Origin of the sequence: Idiomarina sp. ST20R2A10, from assembly GCF_051842345.1 — a bacterium.
GTDB lineage: Bacteria > Pseudomonadota > Gammaproteobacteria > Enterobacterales > Alteromonadaceae > Idiomarina > Idiomarina loihiensis.
This window is the reverse complement of record NZ_JBNIEY010000007.1, coordinates 96,468-116,688: the sequence shown is the minus strand read 5'-3', so window position 1 is coordinate 116,688 and position 20,221 is coordinate 96,468. Positions and strand designations below refer to the sequence as shown.

Annotated in this window: 18 protein-coding genes; 6 read left to right on the top strand and 12 right to left on the bottom strand. The window is 48.1% G+C overall.

The features are described 5' to 3' along the window. Positions 1 to 5 precede the first annotated feature (5 nt). On the top strand, positions 6 to 1,241 hold the full coding sequence (locus tag ACP7H9_RS10945; protein ID WP_153849306.1) for a mechanosensitive ion channel family protein: 1,236 nt from the start codon (positions 6 to 8) through the stop codon (positions 1,239 to 1,241). A 1-nt stretch (position 1,242) separates the two neighbouring features. Here the strand turns inward: ACP7H9_RS10945 and ACP7H9_RS10940 are convergent, their stop codons facing one another. From ACP7H9_RS10940 to ACP7H9_RS10915, 6 genes are all read right to left on the bottom strand, one after another. Beyond that, a complete protein-coding gene (locus ACP7H9_RS10940; RefSeq protein WP_439222764.1) occupies positions 1,243 to 1,860 on the bottom strand; it encodes a thiol:disulfide interchange protein DsbA/DsbL in 618 nt (205 codons plus the stop codon). A gap of 38 nt (positions 1,861 to 1,898) precedes the next feature. Further along, positions 1,899 to 2,903 carry a serine/threonine protein kinase gene (locus ACP7H9_RS10935; RefSeq protein WP_439222763.1) on the bottom strand — a complete coding sequence of 335 codons (1,005 nt, stop codon included), beginning with the start codon at positions 2,901 to 2,903 and terminating at the stop codon, positions 1,899 to 1,901. Beyond that, complete coding sequence (gene ccoG, locus ACP7H9_RS10930) at positions 2,896 to 4,326, bottom strand: cytochrome c oxidase accessory protein CcoG (RefSeq protein WP_286825192.1); 1,431 nt, start codon at positions 4,324 to 4,326, stop codon at positions 2,896 to 2,898. The genes ACP7H9_RS10935 and ccoG overlap by 8 nt, the downstream gene beginning before the upstream one ends. 66 nt (positions 4,327 to 4,392) lie before the next feature. Beyond that, complete coding sequence (locus tag ACP7H9_RS10925) at positions 4,393 to 5,625, bottom strand: Zn-dependent hydrolase (protein ID WP_286825196.1); 1,233 nt, start codon at positions 5,623 to 5,625, stop codon at positions 4,393 to 4,395. 127 nt (positions 5,626 to 5,752) lie between these two features. Then, positions 5,753 to 6,280 (bottom strand): carboxymuconolactone decarboxylase family protein, encoded by a 528-nt coding sequence (locus tag ACP7H9_RS10920; protein ID WP_011235798.1) that lies wholly within the window; start codon positions 6,278 to 6,280, stop codon positions 5,753 to 5,755. 85 nt (positions 6,281 to 6,365) lie between these two features. After that, entirely contained in the window at positions 6,366 to 6,911 is a 546-nt protein-coding gene (locus ACP7H9_RS10915) for a peroxiredoxin (RefSeq protein WP_011235799.1), read from the bottom strand. A 143-nt stretch (positions 6,912 to 7,054) separates the two neighbouring features. On the opposite strand from ACP7H9_RS10915, the gene ACP7H9_RS10910 reads away from it, so the two are divergent. After that, positions 7,055 to 7,969, top strand: coding sequence for a hydrogen peroxide-inducible genes activator (locus ACP7H9_RS10910; RefSeq protein WP_034819509.1), 915 nt, complete (start codon positions 7,055 to 7,057; stop codon positions 7,967 to 7,969). Position 7,970: 1 nt separating this feature from the next. Here ACP7H9_RS10910 and ACP7H9_RS10905 read toward each other — a convergent pair whose 3' ends face one another. Further along, a complete protein-coding gene (locus tag ACP7H9_RS10905) occupies positions 7,971 to 9,482 on the bottom strand; it encodes an FMN-binding glutamate synthase family protein (protein WP_286825202.1) in 1,512 nt (503 codons plus the stop codon). 131 nt (positions 9,483 to 9,613) lie between these two features. On the opposite strand from ACP7H9_RS10905, the gene ACP7H9_RS10900 reads away from it, so the two are divergent. Both ACP7H9_RS10900 and ACP7H9_RS10895 read left to right on the top strand, forming a co-directional pair. Next, positions 9,614 to 10,747, top strand: a complete 1,134-nt coding sequence (locus tag ACP7H9_RS10900) for a PQQ-dependent sugar dehydrogenase (RefSeq protein ID WP_286825207.1) — start codon at positions 9,614 to 9,616, stop codon at positions 10,745 to 10,747. 1 nt (position 10,748) lies between these two features. After that, positions 10,749 to 12,782: a TonB-dependent receptor family protein gene (locus tag ACP7H9_RS10895; protein ID WP_286830269.1), complete on the top strand. Its 2,034-nt coding sequence runs from the start codon at positions 10,749 to 10,751 to the stop codon at positions 12,780 to 12,782. 5 nt (positions 12,783 to 12,787) lie between these two features. Here ACP7H9_RS10895 and ACP7H9_RS10890 read toward each other — a convergent pair whose 3' ends face one another. The 3 genes from ACP7H9_RS10890 to ACP7H9_RS10880 all read right to left on the bottom strand — a co-directional run bounded on the left by ACP7H9_RS10890 (position 12,788) and on the right by ACP7H9_RS10880 (position 16,362). Then, a complete protein-coding gene (locus ACP7H9_RS10890) occupies positions 12,788 to 13,474 on the bottom strand; it encodes a type 1 glutamine amidotransferase domain-containing protein (protein ID WP_011235804.1) in 687 nt (228 codons plus the stop codon). Between the two features lie 63 nt (positions 13,475 to 13,537). Beyond that, on the bottom strand, positions 13,538 to 14,878 hold the full coding sequence (locus ACP7H9_RS10885; protein WP_153849311.1) for a sigma-54-dependent transcriptional regulator: 1,341 nt from the start codon (positions 14,876 to 14,878) through the stop codon (positions 13,538 to 13,540). Beyond that, positions 14,875 to 16,362: a sensor histidine kinase gene (locus ACP7H9_RS10880; protein WP_286825215.1), complete on the bottom strand. Its 1,488-nt coding sequence runs from the start codon at positions 16,360 to 16,362 to the stop codon at positions 14,875 to 14,877. Before ACP7H9_RS10880 ends, ACP7H9_RS10885 begins: the two co-directional genes overlap by 4 nt. Before the next feature lie 168 nt (positions 16,363 to 16,530). Between ACP7H9_RS10880 and ACP7H9_RS10875 the strand changes: the two genes are divergently transcribed. Together ACP7H9_RS10875 and ACP7H9_RS10870 are read left to right on the top strand one after the other, a co-directional pair. Then, complete coding sequence (locus ACP7H9_RS10875; protein ID WP_286825220.1) at positions 16,531 to 16,908, top strand: DUF4168 domain-containing protein; 378 nt, start codon at positions 16,531 to 16,533, stop codon at positions 16,906 to 16,908. Positions 16,909 to 17,027: 119 nt separating this feature from the next. Then, positions 17,028 to 18,686 carry an acetolactate synthase large subunit gene (locus tag ACP7H9_RS10870; protein WP_255801549.1) on the top strand — a complete coding sequence of 553 codons (1,659 nt, stop codon included), beginning with the start codon at positions 17,028 to 17,030 and terminating at the stop codon, positions 18,684 to 18,686. Here ACP7H9_RS10870 and ACP7H9_RS10865 read toward each other — a convergent pair. After that, positions 18,683 to 19,255, bottom strand: a complete 573-nt coding sequence (locus ACP7H9_RS10865; RefSeq protein WP_286825222.1) for a glutathione S-transferase family protein — start codon at positions 19,253 to 19,255, stop codon at positions 18,683 to 18,685. The genes ACP7H9_RS10870 and ACP7H9_RS10865 overlap by 4 nt on opposite strands. A 12-nt stretch (positions 19,256 to 19,267) precedes the next feature. Then, positions 19,268 to 20,146 carry a cation diffusion facilitator family transporter gene (locus tag ACP7H9_RS10860; RefSeq protein ID WP_034819486.1) on the bottom strand — a complete coding sequence of 293 codons (879 nt, stop codon included), beginning with the start codon at positions 20,144 to 20,146 and terminating at the stop codon, positions 19,268 to 19,270. Between the last annotated feature and the right edge of the window lie 75 nt (positions 20,147 to 20,221).

The window sequence follows — 20,221 nt, the reverse complement described above, 5'->3', positions numbered from 1 at the left end:
TTATAATGGACTTTGAGTTTATAAAAGAGTGGCTACAAAAATTCGGTCTTCAGAGCAACCTGGAGGAACTGAGTCTGGCTATCAGTTCGTTATTAGTTCTAATTGGTTGTTACATTACCTATGCCATAGCGCGTTGGCTTATCGATCATGCCATAGAGCACTTGTTAAAAAGGGCGCCCGAGCGGTGGTATAAATCGCTGGTTAACAGTGGCCTTTTTAAGCGTTGCGCAAACTTAGCCCCGGTTATCCTGATACACAGTTTCATACCAATTCTGTTTATCAATAACTTTGAAAGTTGGCAGTCCCCTCTGCGAACGGTTGTGGGTGTTTATCTGACCTGGGTTATTACCAGTATCCTGACAGCCCTGGCCAACGTCGTTTCCATTGCCTATGACTATACTTATAAAGCACGTGAGGTCCCCATTACCGGAGTCATTCAGGTCATAAAACTGATACTGGTACTCATGGCGATTCTCATCACTATTGCCATCATTATGAACAAGTCGCCTATGTACTTGCTAAGTGGTTTCGGCGCCATGACCGCCATTCTTATGGTGGTTTTCAGGGATACCCTAATGGGCTTTGTTGCCGGAGTGCAATTGGCGACCAACCGTATGGTTGCTATTGGTGACTGGATTGAGCTGACTGATCACGGGGTTGATGGTACGGTTCAGGAAGTCGGCCTAATTTCCGTGCAAGTTGAGAACTGGGATAAAACCATTGTTTACTTGCCCACTTATGTATTAATACACGAGTCGTTTAAAAACTGGCAGGGAATGATCAATACAGGTGGGCGGCGCATGAGACGTTCACTAATGATTGATTTGGACAGCTCTAAAATTCTGTCGAACGAACAGTTAGAAGAACTTGCTAAAAAGCATTTTAATCAGTCCGCTGACGACTGGCTAAATGCCAATGAACTCGACAAACCGGTAAGTAACTTAACTGTATTCCGGGTATTTACTGACAATTATCTAAGGAACCACAAACAGGTAAGAGAAGATCTGACTATTATGGCTCGCCTTATGCAGCCTACAGCAGCAGGGTTACCGCTGGAAATTTATGCGTTTTGTAAACAAACGGACTGGATGAAATACGAAGCGGTACAAAGCTCAATTATCGAGTATTTATACAGTGTGATGCCAGACTTTGGACTGAAGAATTATCAGTACTTGAATAACAACCACGCCTTCTCTGAAAACAAAGAAGGCGCTTATTGTGACTATAAACCGGAGTCCTGAGTTACTTTTCTAACAGATAACCGGCTAAATCAGAAAAGTCTTCCTGAAAATTATCGCTGTCACGGAAACCCTGTGGCAGCATTTTGTATTTACCGTTAACGATAAAAGTTGGCGTTGCGTTAACCCCTAAGTTGCTTGCCCGGCGATCCATTTTAGACGCCGCAGCGCGCACAGTGAAGCTCGCCATAGCTTTATCAAACTCATCACCGGAAACACCGTTAACAATAAACACATTACGAATGTCCTGCTTGCTGGTCAGCATGCTATTTTTATTAAAGTTGTAATCAAAAATAGCCGCGGCAATTTCTTCTTCCTTATTCAGTTTTTGCGCAACGACAAAAGCCTGAGTCATGGTCTCGCCCACGTTACCGCGAGGACTAATGAACGACACGTGAGCCTTCTTAAAAGCATCCGGGTATTCAGACTTGATTTCTTTTGCAATAGGTTCAAAGCGGTAGCAGTGCACGCAGTAAAACGAGAAAAACTCTGCAATTTCCGGCTTACTGGTTGCTTCGTCGGCTATCACTTCGTAGTGAACACCTTCTTCAAAATCCTGTGCCTGTGCGAAACCGGCGGCTACCATTAAAGCTGCCGCAAAACCCATTAACCACTTTTTCATTGTCATTTCCTGTTATCCGTTAAAACTATCTATTCAAATTAGCCATTAAAGCCAAGGTTCAGCGGCGCTTCATCCAGCCCCGCCAATTGTTCTTTCAGTGCCAGAATCTGCTGCTCCCAATATCGGCTTTCTGCAAACCAGGGAAACGCGCGCTGAAAGGCACTATCTTGCCACCGGCGTGATAACCATGCCATATATTGAATGATTCTGAAACTGCGCAAAGGTTCAATTAATATCAATTGCGCCGTATCGAATTCGCAGAAATCTTCGTAACCAGTCAGCAGGGCATCCATCTGTAATGTTTGCTCCTGATGCGATCCGTTCAGCATCATCCATAAGTCCTGAACCGCAGGGCCCGAGCGACAATCATCAAAATCGACAAAAGTCAGTTGTTCTTCATACTGCAAAATATTACCAATATGACAGTCACCATGCAGACGCTGATACTCAAAGTCCTGCAAAGGTGTAGAACGTAAGCGCTCACTTAAGGGATCAAGAATGGCAAAAAAGGCGTCTTTTAATTCAGCGGGTAATAAGGCGGACTGGTGTAGCTCGGCAACGGACTGTTCCACAAAACCTTCGTAGTCAATGGTTTCCCGGACTTTAAACTTGCCCGCCTGAGCCACCGCGTGCATACGGCCTATTTGACGTCCCAGCCGCTCCAGTTCGTCCAGGTCATTAGGCTCAAAGGCTCTGCCACCAATGCTTGAATACACACAAAAACGATAGCCTTCAAACTCGTGCAGGCGCTTTTCCTGCAGCTCCAGAGCCGAAACCGCCGGAACCTCGGCTTGCGCCAGCTCCTCAACAAACTCCAGTTCTTCGTTAATTTGCTCTGTGCGCCAGCGCTGCGGGCGATAGAACTTTGCCACGTAACGTTTGCGATCATCGTCAGCAAACTGATAAACCCGGTTTTCATAGCTGTTAAGTGCCAGCAAGCCCGATGCGGGATACAAACCGACACTTTCTAAGGCATTAACAACCAGATCCGGCGTCAGTCCCTGAAAAGCAAAGTCCGACGCGTTCTCTGTAGAATCATTCATATAAAAAGCGGCTCTGATGCGTATTAGTTATATCCGCATTATCAACCGCTGTGACCACGAAGTAAAACTCTGTGACCTGACCTTCTAATAATGAAGGTGGAACCGCTACGGTTACCGGCAATGTTCCGACTTCACCCGCAGAAACCTGTTTTGTAGAATCGCCAATTAACTCGAACTCGTCAAAGCCTCTAACTTCCACGCGGTAAGTCATGTCCTGTTGCGACTTATTGACCAGCTTTAAGGTAAAGACGTTTTCAATTTGCCCTTCAATGTTTTCTCTGAACAGCTGGTTACGATCACGTAATACATCGACCTCCAGGGGCACACGAGTTGCGACATCCCATACCATTACACTACTCACCACCAGAACCATAATAAAGTAGCCGATGCTCTTCATCCGCCACGGATTGGTTTTCTCTTTTTTGTTTTTCGCGGCTAAGTTACGTTCGGTGGTAAAGCGGATAAGTCCTTTTGGATAATTCATTTTATCCATAACGTCATTACAAGCATCAATACAAGCACCACAGTCGATACACTCATATTGCAGACCGTTTCGAATATCGATACCGGTAGGGCATACCTGCACACACATATAGCAGTCAATGCAGTGACCTAAGCCTTTTTCAGCGGGGTCAGCCTTACGCGAGCGTGGGCCTCGGGGCTCGCCCCTTTCAGCATCATAAGACACGGTGTAAGTGTCTTTATCGAACATAGCCGACTGGAAGCGCGCATAGGGACACATGTGCGTACACATAATTTCTCGCATATAACCGGCGTTGCCATAGGTACAGAATGCGAAAAAAAGAACACTGAAGGTTGCCCAGAAGCCGGCGTCCAGAGTAAAGAAGTTCAGAAAAAGTTCGCGTATGTCGGTAAAATAACCCACAAAGGTCATTGCGGTTAATAAGGACACCAGAATCCAGCCGGTCTGTTTACCGGTTTTACGCCAGAACTTGTCAAAGTCCATTTTGCGTTCATCCAGTTTTATACGCTTATTGCGCGGCCCTTCGAACTTTTTCTCAAACCACATAAAAATAAAGGTCCAGGTGGTTTGCGGGCACATAAACCCACACCAGACCCGGCCAAAAACGGTTGTCACAAAAAATAACGCAACGGCGGCCACAATCGCGAACCAGGCAACTACAGTGAAGTCCTGCGGCCACAAAGTTAAGCCATAAATACGGAAACGCTGATCCATAATATCGAGCAGAACCGCTTGTTCGCCCTGATAAGTTAGCCAGGGAATGAGAGCAAAGACAGCCAGCAATAGAAAACCAAATCCACGCCTAAAATACTCCATGGCACCTTTGGTATCACGCACGTAAATTCGGCTGCGGGGGGAATAGTTATCGTTGTGTTTCTGTCCGTCTGGACGTTGAATTTTGACTTTGTCGGCGGACTGAACCGTTATTTTTTGTTCCATGAGCAATACCACATAGTGTCACGGCGAGGTGCGCACAGTATAACGGATCTTAACTGTTTGCGCAGCTCACTGGGCTGAATTAATGATGCAATCAAAAAGTATGTTACAACCAGCTTCCACGTCATGCCAGTGCGACCACTCATCGGGTGCGTGACTGACCCCATTTACAGACGGGATAAATATTAGCCCAGACTCCGTAATCTCTGTAAAAAATTGAGCATCGTGTCCTGCGCCACTGGGCATTTTAAGACACGAATAATTTCGGGCTTTAGCTTTCTCTTCTATTTGTTTTGTCAGCTTTTCTGAACAGGCCTGAGGGTTCAGCCAACTCACTTGTTCGTATTCAAACTTCAAACGGTGCTTACGCGCTATTGCTGACAACGCCTTGTTGCAGGAGTCAGCCAGCTCTTTCATTACATCGTTACTCATGTCGCGACCAACAATAGTAAACACAGCTTCACCCGGCACGGTATGCGGACTTCCGGGCTTCAAGTCCACTTTACCCACGGTAATACGCGTTTTATCGGTACCGTCTTCAGCAATAATGCGCTCAATTTCGTGAGCAAAATCTGCCAGCCCCATAAAAGCGTCACTGCGCATATTCATTGGTGCTGTACCAGCGTGGTCGGCTTTACCTTTTAAGTGAACTATCCATTTAAACACCCCGGAAATACCTTCCACTGCGCCAATGGTTATCTCTTTTTGGAACAGCACCGGCCCTTGTTCAATATGCAACTCGTAAAAGGCTTTTAACCGCTCCGGAGGCCAGGCAGCGTCCAGCGCATCCATAACGTCCATGCCATGGGCAGCCATTGCGTCCTTTAAGTACACATTATCAGCATCGTGAGCCGACATAAGCCAGTCCGGATTAAGTACTCCCGCAATAGCCTGAGACCCCATCATGCCGCCAAATCGACCTTCTTCTTCGGCTGTACCAACCACCCATACAGGATGCGCTAATTTGACGTCATTTTCTTTGATCGAGCGCAAAACTTCGAAGCCCGCTAAAACCCCGAGCGCGCCATCGAAAATCCCCCCGGCGGGAACGGTATCGAGATGTGAACCGGTAAGAATAGCTGGCTTTTTGCTGTAGTCGCCAATACCAAAAAACACATTACCGGCACCATCCATAAAGGTCTTGAAACCTTCGGCTTTAGCTTGCTCCATCATCCAGCGGCGGGCTTCCATATCGGCATCGGTAAAACCCCAACGGTACATACCATGATCGGTCTCGTTATAACCAATTTTGGATAGCTCCAGCACGGATTTTTTTAAGCGGTCAGCATTAATACTCAGCATAGTCACCTCCTTTGCTTTTATTATTAAGCGTAGGACATAAACTAAGGAGCACCAAAGGCGTAAAAAAAGCCCGCACCAAAAAGTACGGGCAAAGGTTGCACGGGGCAAAGGGGAGCCCCTAGAGGGTTTACGACAGTTTGCGTGCAGTTAAGGCTGCATTAAGTACCGCCGCCAACTTAATTGACGATTGAATCGCTTGCGCTGAGACCTCGTGCTTCAGCAAAGTTTGTACGTGCGAATCAATGCACATACCACAACCATTCAGGGCCGACACCGCCAGTGAGAACAGCTCAAAGTCTGCTTTGTCCACACCCGGGTTAGCCATTGCATTCATGCGGAGCCCCGCAGGAAGCTTAGAAAATTGTTTATCGCTAGATAAGTGCAGGAAGCGATAATAAATGTTGTTCATTGCCATTAACGACGCTGCCGTTTTCGCTGCTGCCTTAACGTTTTCTTCAATTTTGCCTTCGGCTTCTTCTTCCACTGCCTGAGTCAGCTCGCCGTCCGACAAGGTGTAAACCAGCGAAAGTGCTGTGCCATAGAACTGGTCGTTGGTTAAACCTGACTGCTCAACATTTGAAAACAAGCTCGACAGGTTAAGCTTGGTGTCTTTACTGTGATCACCCAATAACTGTTTGTAATCTGCAATTGCCATACTTTACTCCTGAAATCCTCTGAAAGTGGGGAACAGGCGCCGATGGCAATACCATCAGCGCTTAGTTTAGGGGAGTAACCACCAATTAAAGGGTGTCGCCGCCCAACGCGCGGTTACAAGGACACAGTTCATCGGTCTGCAAACCATCTAAAATACGAACGATTTCTGCCGGGTTACGACCTACGTTCAGGTTGTTTACCGATACGTGCTGGATAACATTGTGCGGGTCAACAATGAACGTAGCACGCAGAGCAACATTCTCAGCTTTGTCACGAACACCTAATCCGTCGACCAAAGAACCGTCGTCAGCAAAAGAGTACTGGTTCAGGCGGTCAAGGTCAGGGTGCTCACGGCGCCATGCCAATTTCACAAATTCGTTGTCGGTGCTGCCACCCATAACAACGGCGTCGCGGTCAGCGAAGTCTTCGTTCAGTTTTGCGAACTCAACAATTTCAGTTGGGCAAACAAAGGTGAAGTCTTTCGGGTAGAAGAAAATGATTTTCCACTTACCTTCAAAGCTGTTGTTGTCGATAGTTTCAAAAGCGCTTTCGCCGTTTTCTTCCGGCATGTTGAACTTAGGTTTTGCCGCAATTACGCTGAATTCTGGTAGTTTATCGCCTACTGTTAACATAAATTGTCTCCTTGATTGAGATTTAAAATGTATTCGTTCCTTAACGAGTCGAGAGCTAGTGTACGGACGGAGAGAGATTGGATAAAACGAATAAAACGGATTATGATAATCGGAAATACCAATTAAAACGCGACGGATAACCTATGAGTAAATTACCGAGCCTGAAAAACCTGAGCTACTTACTGGCACTGCACCAGGAACAAAACTTTAATCGTGCGGCAGCGGAATGCAATGTCAGCCAGTCAACACTGAGCAGTGGCATTCAAAATTTGGAAGAACAACTCGATTGCCAACTTATTGAACGCGACCATAAATCCTTCCTCTTTACTGCCTTAGGCGAGGAAATTGTGGAGAAAGCGCGGGACATTATCAGCGCCTCAGAAGAATTACTGCATTATGCTCAGGGGCAGGGCAATATTATGGAAGGACCGTTAAGACTCGGCATTATTCCGACCATAGCCCCGTTTGTTATTGGTGAGCTCAGTAAAAACTTACAGAACAAGTTCCCTAAACTGCTGCTGCAGCTTTCCGAAGATACCACGCAAAACTTACTGCACCGCCTGCGTAACGGCGAACTGGATATTCTTTTGCTGGCTCTGCCTATGGATATTCAGGGGAATCAGAAGTGGATACTGGGTCGAGACCCATTCAAACTAGTGGTGCATAAAGATCTGGCAGAAACCGTCGGCGAACCAGTCGATTACGATAAACTGCCTGATCGCAGCATTTTCCTGCTGGAAAAAGAACACTGCATGACCGGGCATGCGGTCGCAGCCTGCCAGTTAACGGACTCGATTAAGATGAACCCGTTTACAGCAACCAGCCTGCACAGCCTGGTACAAATGGCTGACGCCCGCTTAGGCGCTACCTTTATTCCACAAATGGCCATTGACCAGGGCATATTGGAAAATACCGACCTTGTTTCATTAAAGCCCACCGGGCAGGAAGCCTCCCGCGATATTGGCCTGGTATACCGCCCAACCACCAGCCGCCGACAAACCTTCCGAAAAATTGCGGAAGAGGTTGCCAGGCTGCTGCCAGTCAATACGCTGAATTAAACTAACGCCGTCTGGCCGGCGGCAACGGATAACGCTCGGCCAGACTAATGCTCTCCCCGTCGGGTTTAATGACCCGGGCATGACGACGATTCAACCGACGCGGATCGGTCACACCACAAGAGTGCGCAATGATATTTACACCATATTCCATATACTTGTGGTAGTTGGCGACACGCACCGATTTATCTTCTGGATCAAGCCCTCGCATTAACTTAGGGTCGTCGGTAGTGACTCCTGTTGGGCAAGTATTTTTATTACACTGCATAGCCTGAATACACCCCAGCGAGAACATAAAACCACGTGCAGAAGTAACAAAGTCGGCTCCCATAGCAATAGCCCAGGCAACATCTGCAGGTGTGATCATTTTACCGGAGACAACTACGCGAACACGGCCGTGCAACCCAGCTTCGGTGAGCTTATCAATAAGCATAGGTAAGCTTTCAGTCACTCTCAGACCAACATAATCCATTAACGGCTGTGGTGCTGCGCCGGTTCCACCATCAGCGCTGTCCAGCGTAATAAAGTCTGGGGCGTATTCTTCTCCACGGGTCAGGATGCAGTCGATCAACTCGTCAATCCAGGACGGGTCACCCATAACAAATTTAAAGCCGGTAGGTTTGCCAGTAATTTTGCGAACTTTTTCAATGAAATCGAGCAGTTCTTCATTGTTACTGATTTCCGGGTGCCGGTTCGGGCTAATGGCATCTTCGCCCTCCACAAGACCTCGAATTTGTGCAATTTCCTTATTCACTTTTATGCCCGGCAAAATACCACCTTTACCCGGCTTAGCGCCCTGACTCAGCTTTATTTCAAACATTTTCACATTGTCGTGGCGGCCCAGCTCAGCAAGCCGATCTTCATCAAGCCGCCCTTCTTTATCCCGTACCCCAAACTTCGCGGTGCCCATTTGGAAAACAATGTCGCAATGTCCCATCAAGTGGTAAGGCGATAAACCGCCCTCGCCGGTATTCAGCCAGCAGCCGGCCTTCGCCGCCCCCTGAGACAATGACTTAACCGCAACCGGTGACAAGGCACCATAGCTCATCCCGGACACATGAAAGTACGAAACCGGAGAATAGGGCTTTTGACAATAAGGACCAATAATAACCGGCTCCGGCGATGTAGCCTGCTCAGCCATAGGTGGGTAAGGAGCGTTGCTGAAAATAATGGTACCCGTGCGGCTTAAATCCCGGGTGGAGCCGAAAGCCACGTTACGGTCCGCATTTTTTGCGGCACGGTAGACCCAGCTTCGTTGGGCACGATTAAATGGCATTTCTTCGCGATCCATAGCAAAGAAATACTGGCGCATGAATTCCCCCATACGCTCGAATAAATAGCGAAAGCGCCCCACAACCGGATAGTTATGGCGAATAGTATGCTTATTCTGGGTTTTATCGACGACATACATAACGCCAATAGAAATCACCAGCGTAATAATAGCCAAAACAAAAATGGCGGCTAACCACTGCGCTAAAGTAAGTAAGGAATCCGTGCTAAAAACGTTGCCGCTCATGGGTACCTAATACATTTCTAGTAATTGATAAGAGTATTAACGGTTAAAGCGACAAACAGATCAAGCGCAGTGTCATCAAAATTTTGAAGAATGACGTATACTCTAAATAATTCAATAACAAGGAGAGACCTATGTTCAATCCAAAGTTTGTTTTAACGGCAATATTGGCAGCTTCAGTAAGCGTGACGGCCACAGCCGAAGATGTCGAAACCGAACGCCATAAAGTCAGTGTCAGCACACTTGCGGATGGCTTTACTAACCCCTGGGGTATGACTTTTCTTCCTGACAAAAGCATTTTAGTTACCGAGCGCTCCGGCGACATCTACTGGGTATCCGCCGACGGCAGTTATCGCGAAAAGATAAGCGGAACGCCAGAGGTCGTAGCACAAGGCCAGGGCGGTATGCTGGATATTACCACTGACCCTGACTTTGCTGAGAATAACTGGGTTTATATTAGCTACTCTGAAGCAGCACAGGACGGTGGGAAAGGGAATAGTACGGCCGTTATGCGGGCGAAACTTGACGATAAAGAATTTACTGAGCAGGAAGTTATTTTCCGTCAGGCACCTAAGTACGAAAGCAATAACCACTTTGGTTCCCGGTTAGTCTTTTCACCTGAAGGGCACTTATACATTACTTTAGGTGACCGCTATTCACGTATGGATGACGCACAGACACTGGATAACCATCACGGTAAAGTGATACGCATATGGCCTGATGGCAGCATCCCGAAAGACAACCCTTTTGTTAACAATGATAACGCTCTGGACGAAATCTGGTCTTACGGTCACCGCAATGTGCAGGGTGCCGATATTCATCCTGAAACGGGCGAGCTCTGGACTGTTGAACATGGCCCACAAGGCGGTGACGAAGTAAACATTCCGGAAGCTGGCAAAAATTACGGTTGGCCAGAAATTACTTATGGTGTTGATTATGGCGGTGGCATTATCAGCGAAGACGCAGTCAAAGAAGGTATGGAGCAACCCTTCTATTACTGGGTACCCTCTATTGCCACGGCCGGAGCCACATTTTACAACGGCGATGCGTTTCCTGAGTGGAAAGGCGATTTCTTTGTCGCAGCTTTGAAAAGTTCACTGGTTGCTCGCCTGGACTTGTATGAAGGTCGCATGATGCATGAAGAGCGTTTATTTGAAGATGCTGTTGAAGCTCGTATTCGCGACATTAACCAAGGCCCTGACGGTTACCTCTATTTATTAACCGACCAGCCTGACGGTGCCATCATTCAAATAAAACCGGCGGATTAATATGTTGTACTCAGCTGTATTAAGAAAACTCACTTACACGGGGCTGCCTTTATTGGCGGCCTCTTTCGTTGTTCACTCCGCAGACGTAGACGAAACCGTTGTTGTTACAGCGACACAAAGCGAGACGCCCTGGTTGACTACTGCGGCCAGTATCGACCGCGTGAGCGTGGAAAACACCTTACCTTCTATGAAGATTGATGCTGGCGATGCCTTAGCCGGGGTGGCGGGCATTCAGGCTGACAACCGTTACAACTACGCACAGGATACACGCCTGGTGGTTCGGGGCTTTGGCTCGCGTGCGGCCTTTGGAGTAAGGGGTTTGCAGTTAAATGTCGACGGCATTCCGTTATCTATGCCCGACGGACAGGCACAAACTTCGAGCATTTTTCTCGACAGCATTGATTCGCTGGAAGTATTGCGCGGTCCATTAGCAACGCTGTACGGTAACTCCGGCGGTGGTGTGGTTGAATGGTTCAGCCGCAAGCCAACAGAAACCGCGTTGGAATGGGGTGGACAGTTCAGCGAAAATGACACTCAGCGGTACAATGTTAATGCCCAGTGGGCAACCAACACCAATCAGCTGCAAATTTTAGCCTCAGATTTTCAGACCGACGGCCCGCGCAGGCATAACTCAGCCGAGCGCCAACAGCAGGCGATACGCTGGTATCATCAGTGGGACGAGCAGAACCGCTTTGTTATTCGTTACGACAATAACGATGCGCCATTATTGCAAGACCCCAGCGCACTAACGCCCGAAGACTGGCGCGAAGACCCAACTCAGACAGTACAACGGGCAATTGATTTCAACACGCGGAAAGATATTCACCACCGTCAGGGGTCTTTTAGCTGGTTTCATGAGAGCAACAATGGTGAGGGGTTACTCTCGCTGTGGCAGGGTGACCGCGATATAGAGCAGTTTCTGCCTTTTGCCGGTGACGACACAACAAGCTCGGGCGCCGTCATTGATGTCTCTCGTCAATTTGAAGGTGCTCATGCGCGCTGGCGTCAACGCGGAGTTAACTGGTCAGCAACCCTGGGAGCGCAATTAGAGCGCCAGCAGGATCATCGCTTTGGTTATGTGAATGACAGCGGTGAAAAAGGTGATTTGCGCCGCAACGAATTTAACTGGATTGAAAATGCATCAGCTTATCTACGTTTTCAGTGGCAGTTATCGGAAGAGCTTTCAGCAACCGGCGGAGTTCGTTACAGCGACATCAATTATGAAGTAGAAGACTACTTTACCGATCTGGATAACTCCGATGACAGCGGCAGCAGCGACTTTAGTGAGACCACCGCAGCTGTTTCATTTACCTGGCAGTTTCTGCCTACCTCGGCGACTTATCTGAGCATCGGGCAGGGATTTGAAACACCGACACTGACTGAGCTGGCATACCGTAACCAGGGCTCGGGCCTGAACCGCGAACTGGGTCCGTCCACGAATGATCAATGGGAATGGGGTATCAAACACCAACTACCACAAGACTGGCGACTGCATTTCGCGTTCTTCGGTATTAAAAGCGAGGACGAAATACTGGTGGATCAGTCAAACGACGGTCGCACAACCTACCGCAACGCGTCGGAAACCTCGCGCGAAGGTGCTGAACTCAGTATTAACGGCGCACTGACCCAGCAGTTAGATTTACTACTGTCATACAGCTATATAGACGCGACTTTTGATAATGGTCCGTTACAGGGAAATCAGTTGCCCGGCGTAGCAAAAAGTCAGGGCTATCTGCGTCTTAACTGGCAACCCACAGAGCAGTGGCTAGTTCAGTTAGCCGGCCAGTACCGTAACGAGACACCGGTTAATGATGCAAATGATACCTTTGCCCCGTCTTACACGACCTGGGATATTGCTGTAAGCCGCGATTGGCAATGGGCTAAGAGCGAGCTGGATGTGTGGGTACGGGTTGATAACATTACCGACAAAGACTACGTAGGAGCTGTTGTGGTTAATCAGGGCAGTGGACGTTCATTTGAGCCCGCCGTAGGCCGGCAGGCAAGCGTCGGCATTAGCTGGCGCCGACGCTTTTAAGCCAATTACAGGCTGGCTCTTAACACATCGAGCAGGCGCTGTGCCGTCTGCTCAGATGAACCGGGATTCTGACCGGTAATTAACATACCGTCCTGAACGGCATATGCCTGCCAGTCATCCACCTTACGATAATGGCCGCCTTTGGCGGTCAACTCGTCTTCCAGCAAGAACGGAACTACATTGGTCAGTTCTACTGCAGCTTCTTCGCTGTTACTAAAGCCAGTTACCGTGCGTCCCTGAACAATCGGGTCACCACTTGGCGATTTAGCATTTAACAACACGGCTGGGGCATGACAGACCGCAGCAACGGGTTTACCCTGACTCCAGAAATGCTCAATCAACTTAATTGAATGCTCGTTATTGGTTAAATCCCACAATGGTCCGTGACCACCCGGATAGAAAATTGCGTCGAAACCTTCCGGATCAACTTCATCAAGCTTACAGGTCGTTTCTAATTTGTGCTGAGCCGTCTCATCTTTATCAAAGCGTTCTGTTGCTTCGGTTTGTGCATCTGGTGTGGTGCTGTTTGGATCAATCGGTGGCTTGCCACCCTTAGGCGATGCCAGAGTCACGTCCACACCGGAATCCGTAAAAACATAGTACGGAGCAGCAAACTCTTCTACCCAGAAACCCGTTTTATGGTCTGTGTCACCAAGCTTATCGTGTGAGGTTAATACCATTAATACTTTCACTTAGTACTCCTGTTAAATGATTCAAAAACTTAGTATAGACTACGTGCCTAAACGCGCGTTTGATCACTCGCCATGCTGTTCCAGCCAACGGTATAGAGTGCGCCTTGTGACTCCGAGAATTTCTGCCGCTTTAGATTTATTCCCTTCGGCATGCGTCAATACCTTACGAATGTACTGATTCTGATATTCATCCAGAGTCGGCCACTCGGTGCCATAATCCACGTCGGGTTCATGCTCACTATCCAAAATTCTTTGCGGTAAATCTTCAACCGCTATTTTATCGTCTCTGGAGAAAGTAAAGGCACGTTCAATAGCATTCTGTAATTCACGTACGTTGCCCGGAAAGCGATAGCAATAAAGCTGCTCCAGTGCAGCCGGAGAAATGCTGCGAACCGGTTTATCACTGTTTTTCTGCAGCTGCTGTAGGAAAAAATTAGCTAAACGCTCAATATCTTCTCCCCGTTCCCGCAGCGGTGGTACTCGTAAACTAAAGGTTTCCAGACGGTAAAATAAATCCTGCCGGAAGCGCCCGTCTTCTACCTGTTGCTCTAAGTTCTGGTGGGTTGCAGCCAGGATCCGGACATTCACCGTTTCTTCTTCGTCGCTGCCCACGGCGCGAATCGTGCCTTCCTGCAATACACGTAGCAGTTTAGCCTGCAGCGCCATTGGCATTTCACCAATTTCGTCCAGCAACAAAGTACCGCCGTCGGCCTGCTTAAGCAGACCCTGACGCTTTTTCTGAGCACCGGTAAATGCGCCAGCTGTGTGACCAAAGAATTCGCTTTCCATTAACTCGGCTGGAATGCCCGCACAGTTCACCGCCTGGAAGCTCTGCTCAGCGCGGTCACTTAACTGATGCAGTGCCTTTGCCACCAACTCTTTACCCGTACCGCTTTCACCGGTAATTAAGACGCTGCCGTCTGCCGGAGCTATGCGCTCTATCTGGTCATACAGTTTACGCATTGACGGGCTTTGGCCGACTAAGCCCCCGGGGCCCTTTTGTTGCTGACGATACCGTTTAAGCTCACGCTGCAGTGACCGATGTTCTAATATCCGTTTTACGCTAAGCAATAGGTGTTCAACATCCAGCGGCTTGGTTAGAAAGTCATCGGCCCCTTGTTTTAAGGCATCAACCGCCTGATCAACCGTACCAAATGCGGTAATCAATAACAGCGCAGGGGAGTTATCTTCATTTTTTAAACTTTCCAGTAAAGACAAGCCTGACAACCCCGGTAAGCGAATATCGCTGATAACCAAATCCAATGGCGTTACCGATTTTTTAAAGGCTTCAATACTTCCCCACGCGGTGACTTTATAGCCCTCGGCCTCCAGCTCTTCAACCAGCAACTCCTGCAGAGCCGGATCATCCTCAATAACGCCTATCATGGCTTTTGCTGCGGTCATTCACTACCTCCTTTAATAACGGCTTGCCGAAGGCATTGCGCAGGTAAACTCAAGGTAACCCGACAGCCACCATTGGGGTTGTTTGTTAAAGACAACTCTCCGTTATGGTCATTCAATACGTGTTTCACTATGGTTAAACCAAGCCCGGTGCCTTTTCCCTGAGGTTTATTAGTTTCAAAAGGCTGCAAAGCTTTATCTTTCATAGACTCGGGCAACCCCTCACCGTCGTCATCAACGGTGATAATGACACCTTCACCGGCGTACTCAGCTGCCACCACAACTTCCGATTCAGCGGCCTGCAAACCATTGCGAAGAACATTAACCAAGGCCAGTTCCAGTCGCTTGATATCCACTTTCAGAATAACATCGACAAGCTCCTTAATTACCACTTTGGCCGACCCCTTATCCTGCTCAAACTCTATGCTGGTCATGGCTGTTGCTATCAGCTCACGTAAAGAAATGGTTTCGCGCTGCTGTACCGGCGTACGGGAGAAAGCCAACAGCTGGTTTACCAGCCCGGTTAACCGCTGCACCTGGCCTCTTACCGCTTTTAGCTGGCGCTGACTGTCTTCGTCTTTATGGTTGCGTAATAAGCGGCTGGCGCGGCCGTCAATAACGGTAAGCGGAGCACCTAGCTCGTGCGCAACACCACTGGCGACACTCCCAATAGCCGCCATTTTTTCCTGTTCTCGCAAAGCTTGCTGCAGAGAGGCCTCGTGCTCTCGGCGCTGCTCCAGCTCTTGTTCAGCCTCGGTGATACTATCAAGCATACGGTTGAAACCCTGCGCAACCTCCTGCAATTCTGACGGGCCAGCAGGTGTAACCCGCGTACTGCGGTTCCCTTCAGCGACCCGCAACATGGCGTCCTTAAGTGCCACCACATGCCGACCGACACCGCGATAATGACCAAAAACCAGTACCGCAATAGTAATTAAACCGAACGCCGCCCAGCTCAGCCATGCGTATTGGCTTAAAGTTTCAAAAGACTCATCAAAGTCACTCGCCCGCCGGTTTATCTGTAATAAACCAATAATGCGACCACCGCGATCAACAATAGGCAGGAATTGAGAGAAGACATCGCGGCCTTCCACCCGACGATAATCGTCTTGCTTTATTCCAGTCTGAACGGTTTGTAGCGCTAACTGACTGTTGCTTAAGTCGGTTTCAGTAATGCCCGCTTCCGCTACCTGCTGGCCATACACGTTATAAACCGACGCACCATAAACCCGACCAATATTGAACACCGAATCCAGATTCGCCTGTACTGTAGACAAGTCGTTATTCAACAAGGCGTCGCTTATAGGCAAGCTAATGGCTCGCCCCAGAAGTTCTAAGTCACTTTTTAGCCGCTCATTAGACTCATCAGAGGCAACCTGTAACCCAACGCTTATTGCTACACCGGAAATCAATAACATTGGCATAACGACATAAACCAGAAGCCGCCTTTGCAGACTGGATAGTGGCCAACTGTATCTTTTTGTCACACGACCTCCTTTAATTGTGTACTAAGGATACACATTTTTTGGTTGGTTTTCTCGGCGCAAACTTCGCAAGAACAAAAAGTTATAAAAATCAGACAATTGAAAAGTTGGCACAGTCTTCGCTTTAGTTAGAGCGTAAGTAAAACTGATAAATTCATCTAGGAGATTATCATGCAAAAGACAATTATCGCATTAGCAACAGTATTCGCACTGGGTAGCACAGCAGCAGTAGCTCAGGAACAACAAGCTCAGGAGTCTATGGCGCAACAGCAGCAAACTCAGGAAATTTCTGAAGGCATGCTGGTTAAGTTTGTAACCGCTATGGAAGATGTTCAGGGCGTTACTGAAAAATACCGCGACCAGTTCCAGCAAGCTGAAAATCAGGAAGAAGCGCGTGAGATTCAACAATCTGCACAGGAAGAAATGATTGCAGCAGTTGAAAACGCAGGTCTGACTCCGCAAGAGTACAACATGATTATTCAGCAGGCGCAAAACGACGAAGAACTTCGTGGCCGCTTAGAAAAGCTGACTGGTGACGAAAACTCTTAATCGATTTACTCGATTGTAGTTTAAGAAGGCAGCCTTTTGGCTGCCTTTTTTGATCATCTCTCCTATGCTTTACGTAGGCCTAACTAGAAGAATATTCTTTAACGCAAGGAGAAAGCGAAGTGAAAGCATCCGATTTATTCGTAAAAGCACTTGAAAACGAGGGTGTGAAGTACATTTTCGGCATTCCCGGCGAAGAAAACCTGGACTTACTTGAGTCGCTCTCAAAATCCAGCATTGAGCTAATTTTAACCCGCCACGAACAGGGCGCAGGTTTCATGGCCGCCACTTATGGTCGCCTGACCGGCAAACCCGGGGTGTGCCTTTCCACCTTAGGCCCGGGGGCAACCAACTTGGTTACACCGGTGGCCTACGCGCAACTCGGCGCTATGCCTATGGTTGTCATTACTGGACAAAAACCCATAAAGGAACGTCATCAGGGTCAATTCCAGATCATTGATGTGGTCGACATGATGACTCCCATTACCAAATACACTCAGGCGATTATTAGCGCCAGCAGTATTCCGGCGCACATCCGTGAGGCTTTTCGTCGCGCTGAAGATGAACGCCCCGGCGCTTCTCACCTGGAGCTCTCGGATGATATCAGTCGCGAAGAGGTCAGCAGCCTTCCGATAGAAGCCAGTCATTCGCGCCGCCCCATTACCGAGCATAAATCGGTCCGCCACGTGCTGGAATTACTGCGCGAAGCAAAACACCCGGTACTGTTGATAGGGGCTGCGGCCAATCGGAAAATTACAGCAAAAATGCTGCGCGCATTTGTCGATAAAACCGGTATTCCTTTTATTACCACGCAAATGGGTAAGGGCGTTATTAACGAAGACCACCCACGCTGGCTCGGTAATGCGGCGGTTTCCGACGGCGATTACCCGCACCGCGCCATCGAAAAATCTGACCTGATTCTTAATGTCGGTCACGACGTGGTGGAAAAGCCGCCCTTTATGATGAAAACCGGCGACAACGACAATCGTAAAGTGGTACACATTAACTTTCAGGGTGCCCAGGTTGATTCGGTTTACTTTCCTCATGCCAGCATGATCGGCGATATTGGTAACAGTATCTGGCAGTTAAAAGAAGGGATTGAGCCGCAAAGTCACTGGGATTTCGACTTTATGCTGAAAGTTCGCGATCACATGCGCGACCATACCGATGAAGGCGCTCATGACGGAAGCTTTCCGGTGTTACCCCAGCGTCTGGTAGAAGATGTGCGTGAAGCTATGCCAGATGACGGTGTCATTGCACTGGATAACGGCATCTACAAAATTTGGTTTGCACGTAATTACCCGGCTCGTCAGCCAAATACGGTACTACTGGATAATGCCCTTGCCTCAATGGGTGCAGGCTTACCATCGGCCATGGCCGCGAAGCTGGTTAATCCGGAAAAGAAAGTCATGGCAATATGCGGTGACGGCGGTTTTATGATGAACTCTCAGGAGCTTGAAACTGCTGTGCGCATGGGGCTGGATATCGTTGTCGTTATCTTAAATGACAGCGGCTATGGCATGATCAAGTGGAAACAGCAGCATATGAAACTGAGCGACTACGGCTTAGATTTCAATAACCCGGATTTTGTGAAATATGCAGAGTCTTACGGCGCTAACGGTTACCGTTTAGATAAAACGGAAAATTTGATACCGCTGTTAAAAGACTGCCTGAACAAACCCGGCGTACACCTTATTGATGTACCCGTGAACTATTCACAAAATGACCGACTGCTGAACGAGGAAATCCCCGAACGCAGCCGCGCCATTAAAGATATTTAAGAACGGTTCGGATCAGTATCCGCGAAATAAGGGTAGTCGTTTAACTTATCGACAAAGGCCTGAAGTCGCGGATACTTATCTAAGTTAAAACGCTCACGGAAAAGCCCCCAGCTAAGGAAACAACCTAAACGTAGCTCTCCGTCACTAAAGGGATGAGGCCCTTCATAAGCCACCGCATGCTCTTTATCTTCCATCAGTTGCAGTATGTCATCAATACGCTGCTGTTGGCGTTTAACATACTTAACACTGTCAGCTGTTACGCCTTCTCTCTCCAGCAAAAACACGTTAATTGCCGAGTCCATCGCCGTATTGACCAGACAGTACTGATCAAAATCTTTTACATCGGCAATGAAGCGCTCATCCGCCTTGTCCCGCACGTATTTGAGAATGCTGGTAGAGTCGTGCAGGCGCAAATCATTGTGGTGAAGAAAGGGAACCTTTTTCGCCGGACTTAATTTGGCACTGGTTTCAAAATCCGTTTCGGTAAATGAAAACTTTGTCTTAGTTTCAAGTAAAGCAATACGGCAATGTCTTACGAACGGCGAGGTATAACTTCCGAACAATTCCATGATCTTCTCCTGTTAATGGTCTCGACAAGCTTCGTCAGGGTATTCCAGTTCAATGGTGGTATGAGCTAATTCAAACGCTGCCAGCTGCTGTGATATTTGCTGCTTTAAAAGTGCGCGCTCTGAACATTCCAGTTCTTTTGATACCACAATATGCGCGGTTAATACATGACGCTCGCCATCCAACGACCAAAAATGCAAATGATGGGCGTCATCAACCAGTTCCAGCGAGGTCAATTGTTCACGTATTTTCCGGTACACTTCGGGGTCTGGTGAGGCCTGAACAAAGAGCTTAACGGTAGAACCCAAGTGACGAAGAACGTTAACCAGAATGAACAAAGTGAAGCCAATGGAAAGCAGAGGGTCAAGAATAGGCCAGTCGACAAAGATTAAGATAATCGACACGATTAAAACAGCAACCCAGCCCAGAACGTCCTCTAGTAAGTGCCAGTTAAGTACGCGTTCGTTTAACGATTTACCATGCGACAATTTAAACGCCGCATAACCATTCACAATAACGCCGAATACCGCCAGTAACGCCATACCCTCCGCCATTGGCATTACCGGGTTCCATAAACGGGGAATGGCTTCAAATAAAATCCAGATTGAGCCTGCAGTCAGTACAACCGCGTTAATAAAAGCGCCAACCAGAGATAAGCGTTGATAGCCATAGGTAAAGGTCTGCGTGGCATCTTTACGACTGAATTTATCCAGCAACCAGGCCATACCAATAGAAATGCTGTCGCCGAGATCGTGCACCGCGTCAGCTAAAATGGCCGTACTATTGGTTAATATCCCACCGATAAATTCAATAACGGTAAAGCACAGATTAAGGAAAAACGCCCAACCAATTCGCTCCGATGAACTCTCGTGGTGATGATGGTGATGGTGCATAAAGCTCCTTATTACCAATGTCGGTATTCATTCATCTTAATACTAAGCGAACCAGAATTCGACATTAGAAACCGA

Excerpts from the sequence above, each read along its gene's own strand:
- ACP7H9_RS10900 (WP_286825207.1), top strand. The coding sequence starts at position 9,614 with ATGTTCAATCCAAAGTTTGTTTTAACGGCAATATTGGCAGCTTCAGTA.
- ACP7H9_RS10865 (WP_286825222.1), bottom strand. The coding sequence starts at position 19,255 with ATGGAATTGTTCGGAAGTTATACCTCGCCGTTCGTAAGACATTGCCGT.
- ACP7H9_RS10940 (WP_439222764.1), bottom strand. The coding sequence starts at position 1,860 with ATGAAAAAGTGGTTAATGGGTTTTGCGGCAGCTTTAATGGTAGCCGCC.
- ACP7H9_RS10875 (WP_286825220.1), top strand. The coding sequence starts at position 16,531 with ATGCAAAAGACAATTATCGCATTAGCAACAGTATTCGCACTGGGTAGC.
- ccoG (WP_286825192.1), bottom strand. The coding sequence starts at position 4,326 with ATGGAACAAAAAATAACGGTTCAGTCCGCCGACAAAGTCAAAATTCAA.
- ACP7H9_RS10895 (WP_286830269.1), top strand. The coding sequence starts at position 10,749 with ATGTTGTACTCAGCTGTATTAAGAAAACTCACTTACACGGGGCTGCCT.
- ACP7H9_RS10860 (WP_034819486.1), bottom strand. The coding sequence starts at position 20,146 with ATGCACCATCACCATCATCACCACGAGAGTTCATCGGAGCGAATTGGT.
- ACP7H9_RS10945 (WP_153849306.1), top strand. The coding sequence starts at position 6 with ATGGACTTTGAGTTTATAAAAGAGTGGCTACAAAAATTCGGTCTTCAG.
- ACP7H9_RS10885 (WP_153849311.1), bottom strand. The coding sequence starts at position 14,878 with ATGACCGCAGCAAAAGCCATGATAGGCGTTATTGAGGATGATCCGGCT.
- ACP7H9_RS10910 (WP_034819509.1), top strand. The coding sequence starts at position 7,055 with ATGAGTAAATTACCGAGCCTGAAAAACCTGAGCTACTTACTGGCACTG.
- ACP7H9_RS10905 (WP_286825202.1), bottom strand. The coding sequence starts at position 9,482 with ATGAGCGGCAACGTTTTTAGCACGGATTCCTTACTTACTTTAGCGCAG.
- ACP7H9_RS10915 (WP_011235799.1), bottom strand. The coding sequence starts at position 6,911 with ATGTTAACAGTAGGCGATAAACTACCAGAATTCAGCGTAATTGCGGCA.
- ACP7H9_RS10925 (WP_286825196.1), bottom strand. The coding sequence starts at position 5,625 with ATGCTGAGTATTAATGCTGACCGCTTAAAAAAATCCGTGCTGGAGCTA.
- ACP7H9_RS10920 (WP_011235798.1), bottom strand. The coding sequence starts at position 6,280 with ATGGCAATTGCAGATTACAAACAGTTATTGGGTGATCACAGTAAAGAC.
- ACP7H9_RS10935 (WP_439222763.1), bottom strand. The coding sequence starts at position 2,903 with ATGAATGATTCTACAGAGAACGCGTCGGACTTTGCTTTTCAGGGACTG.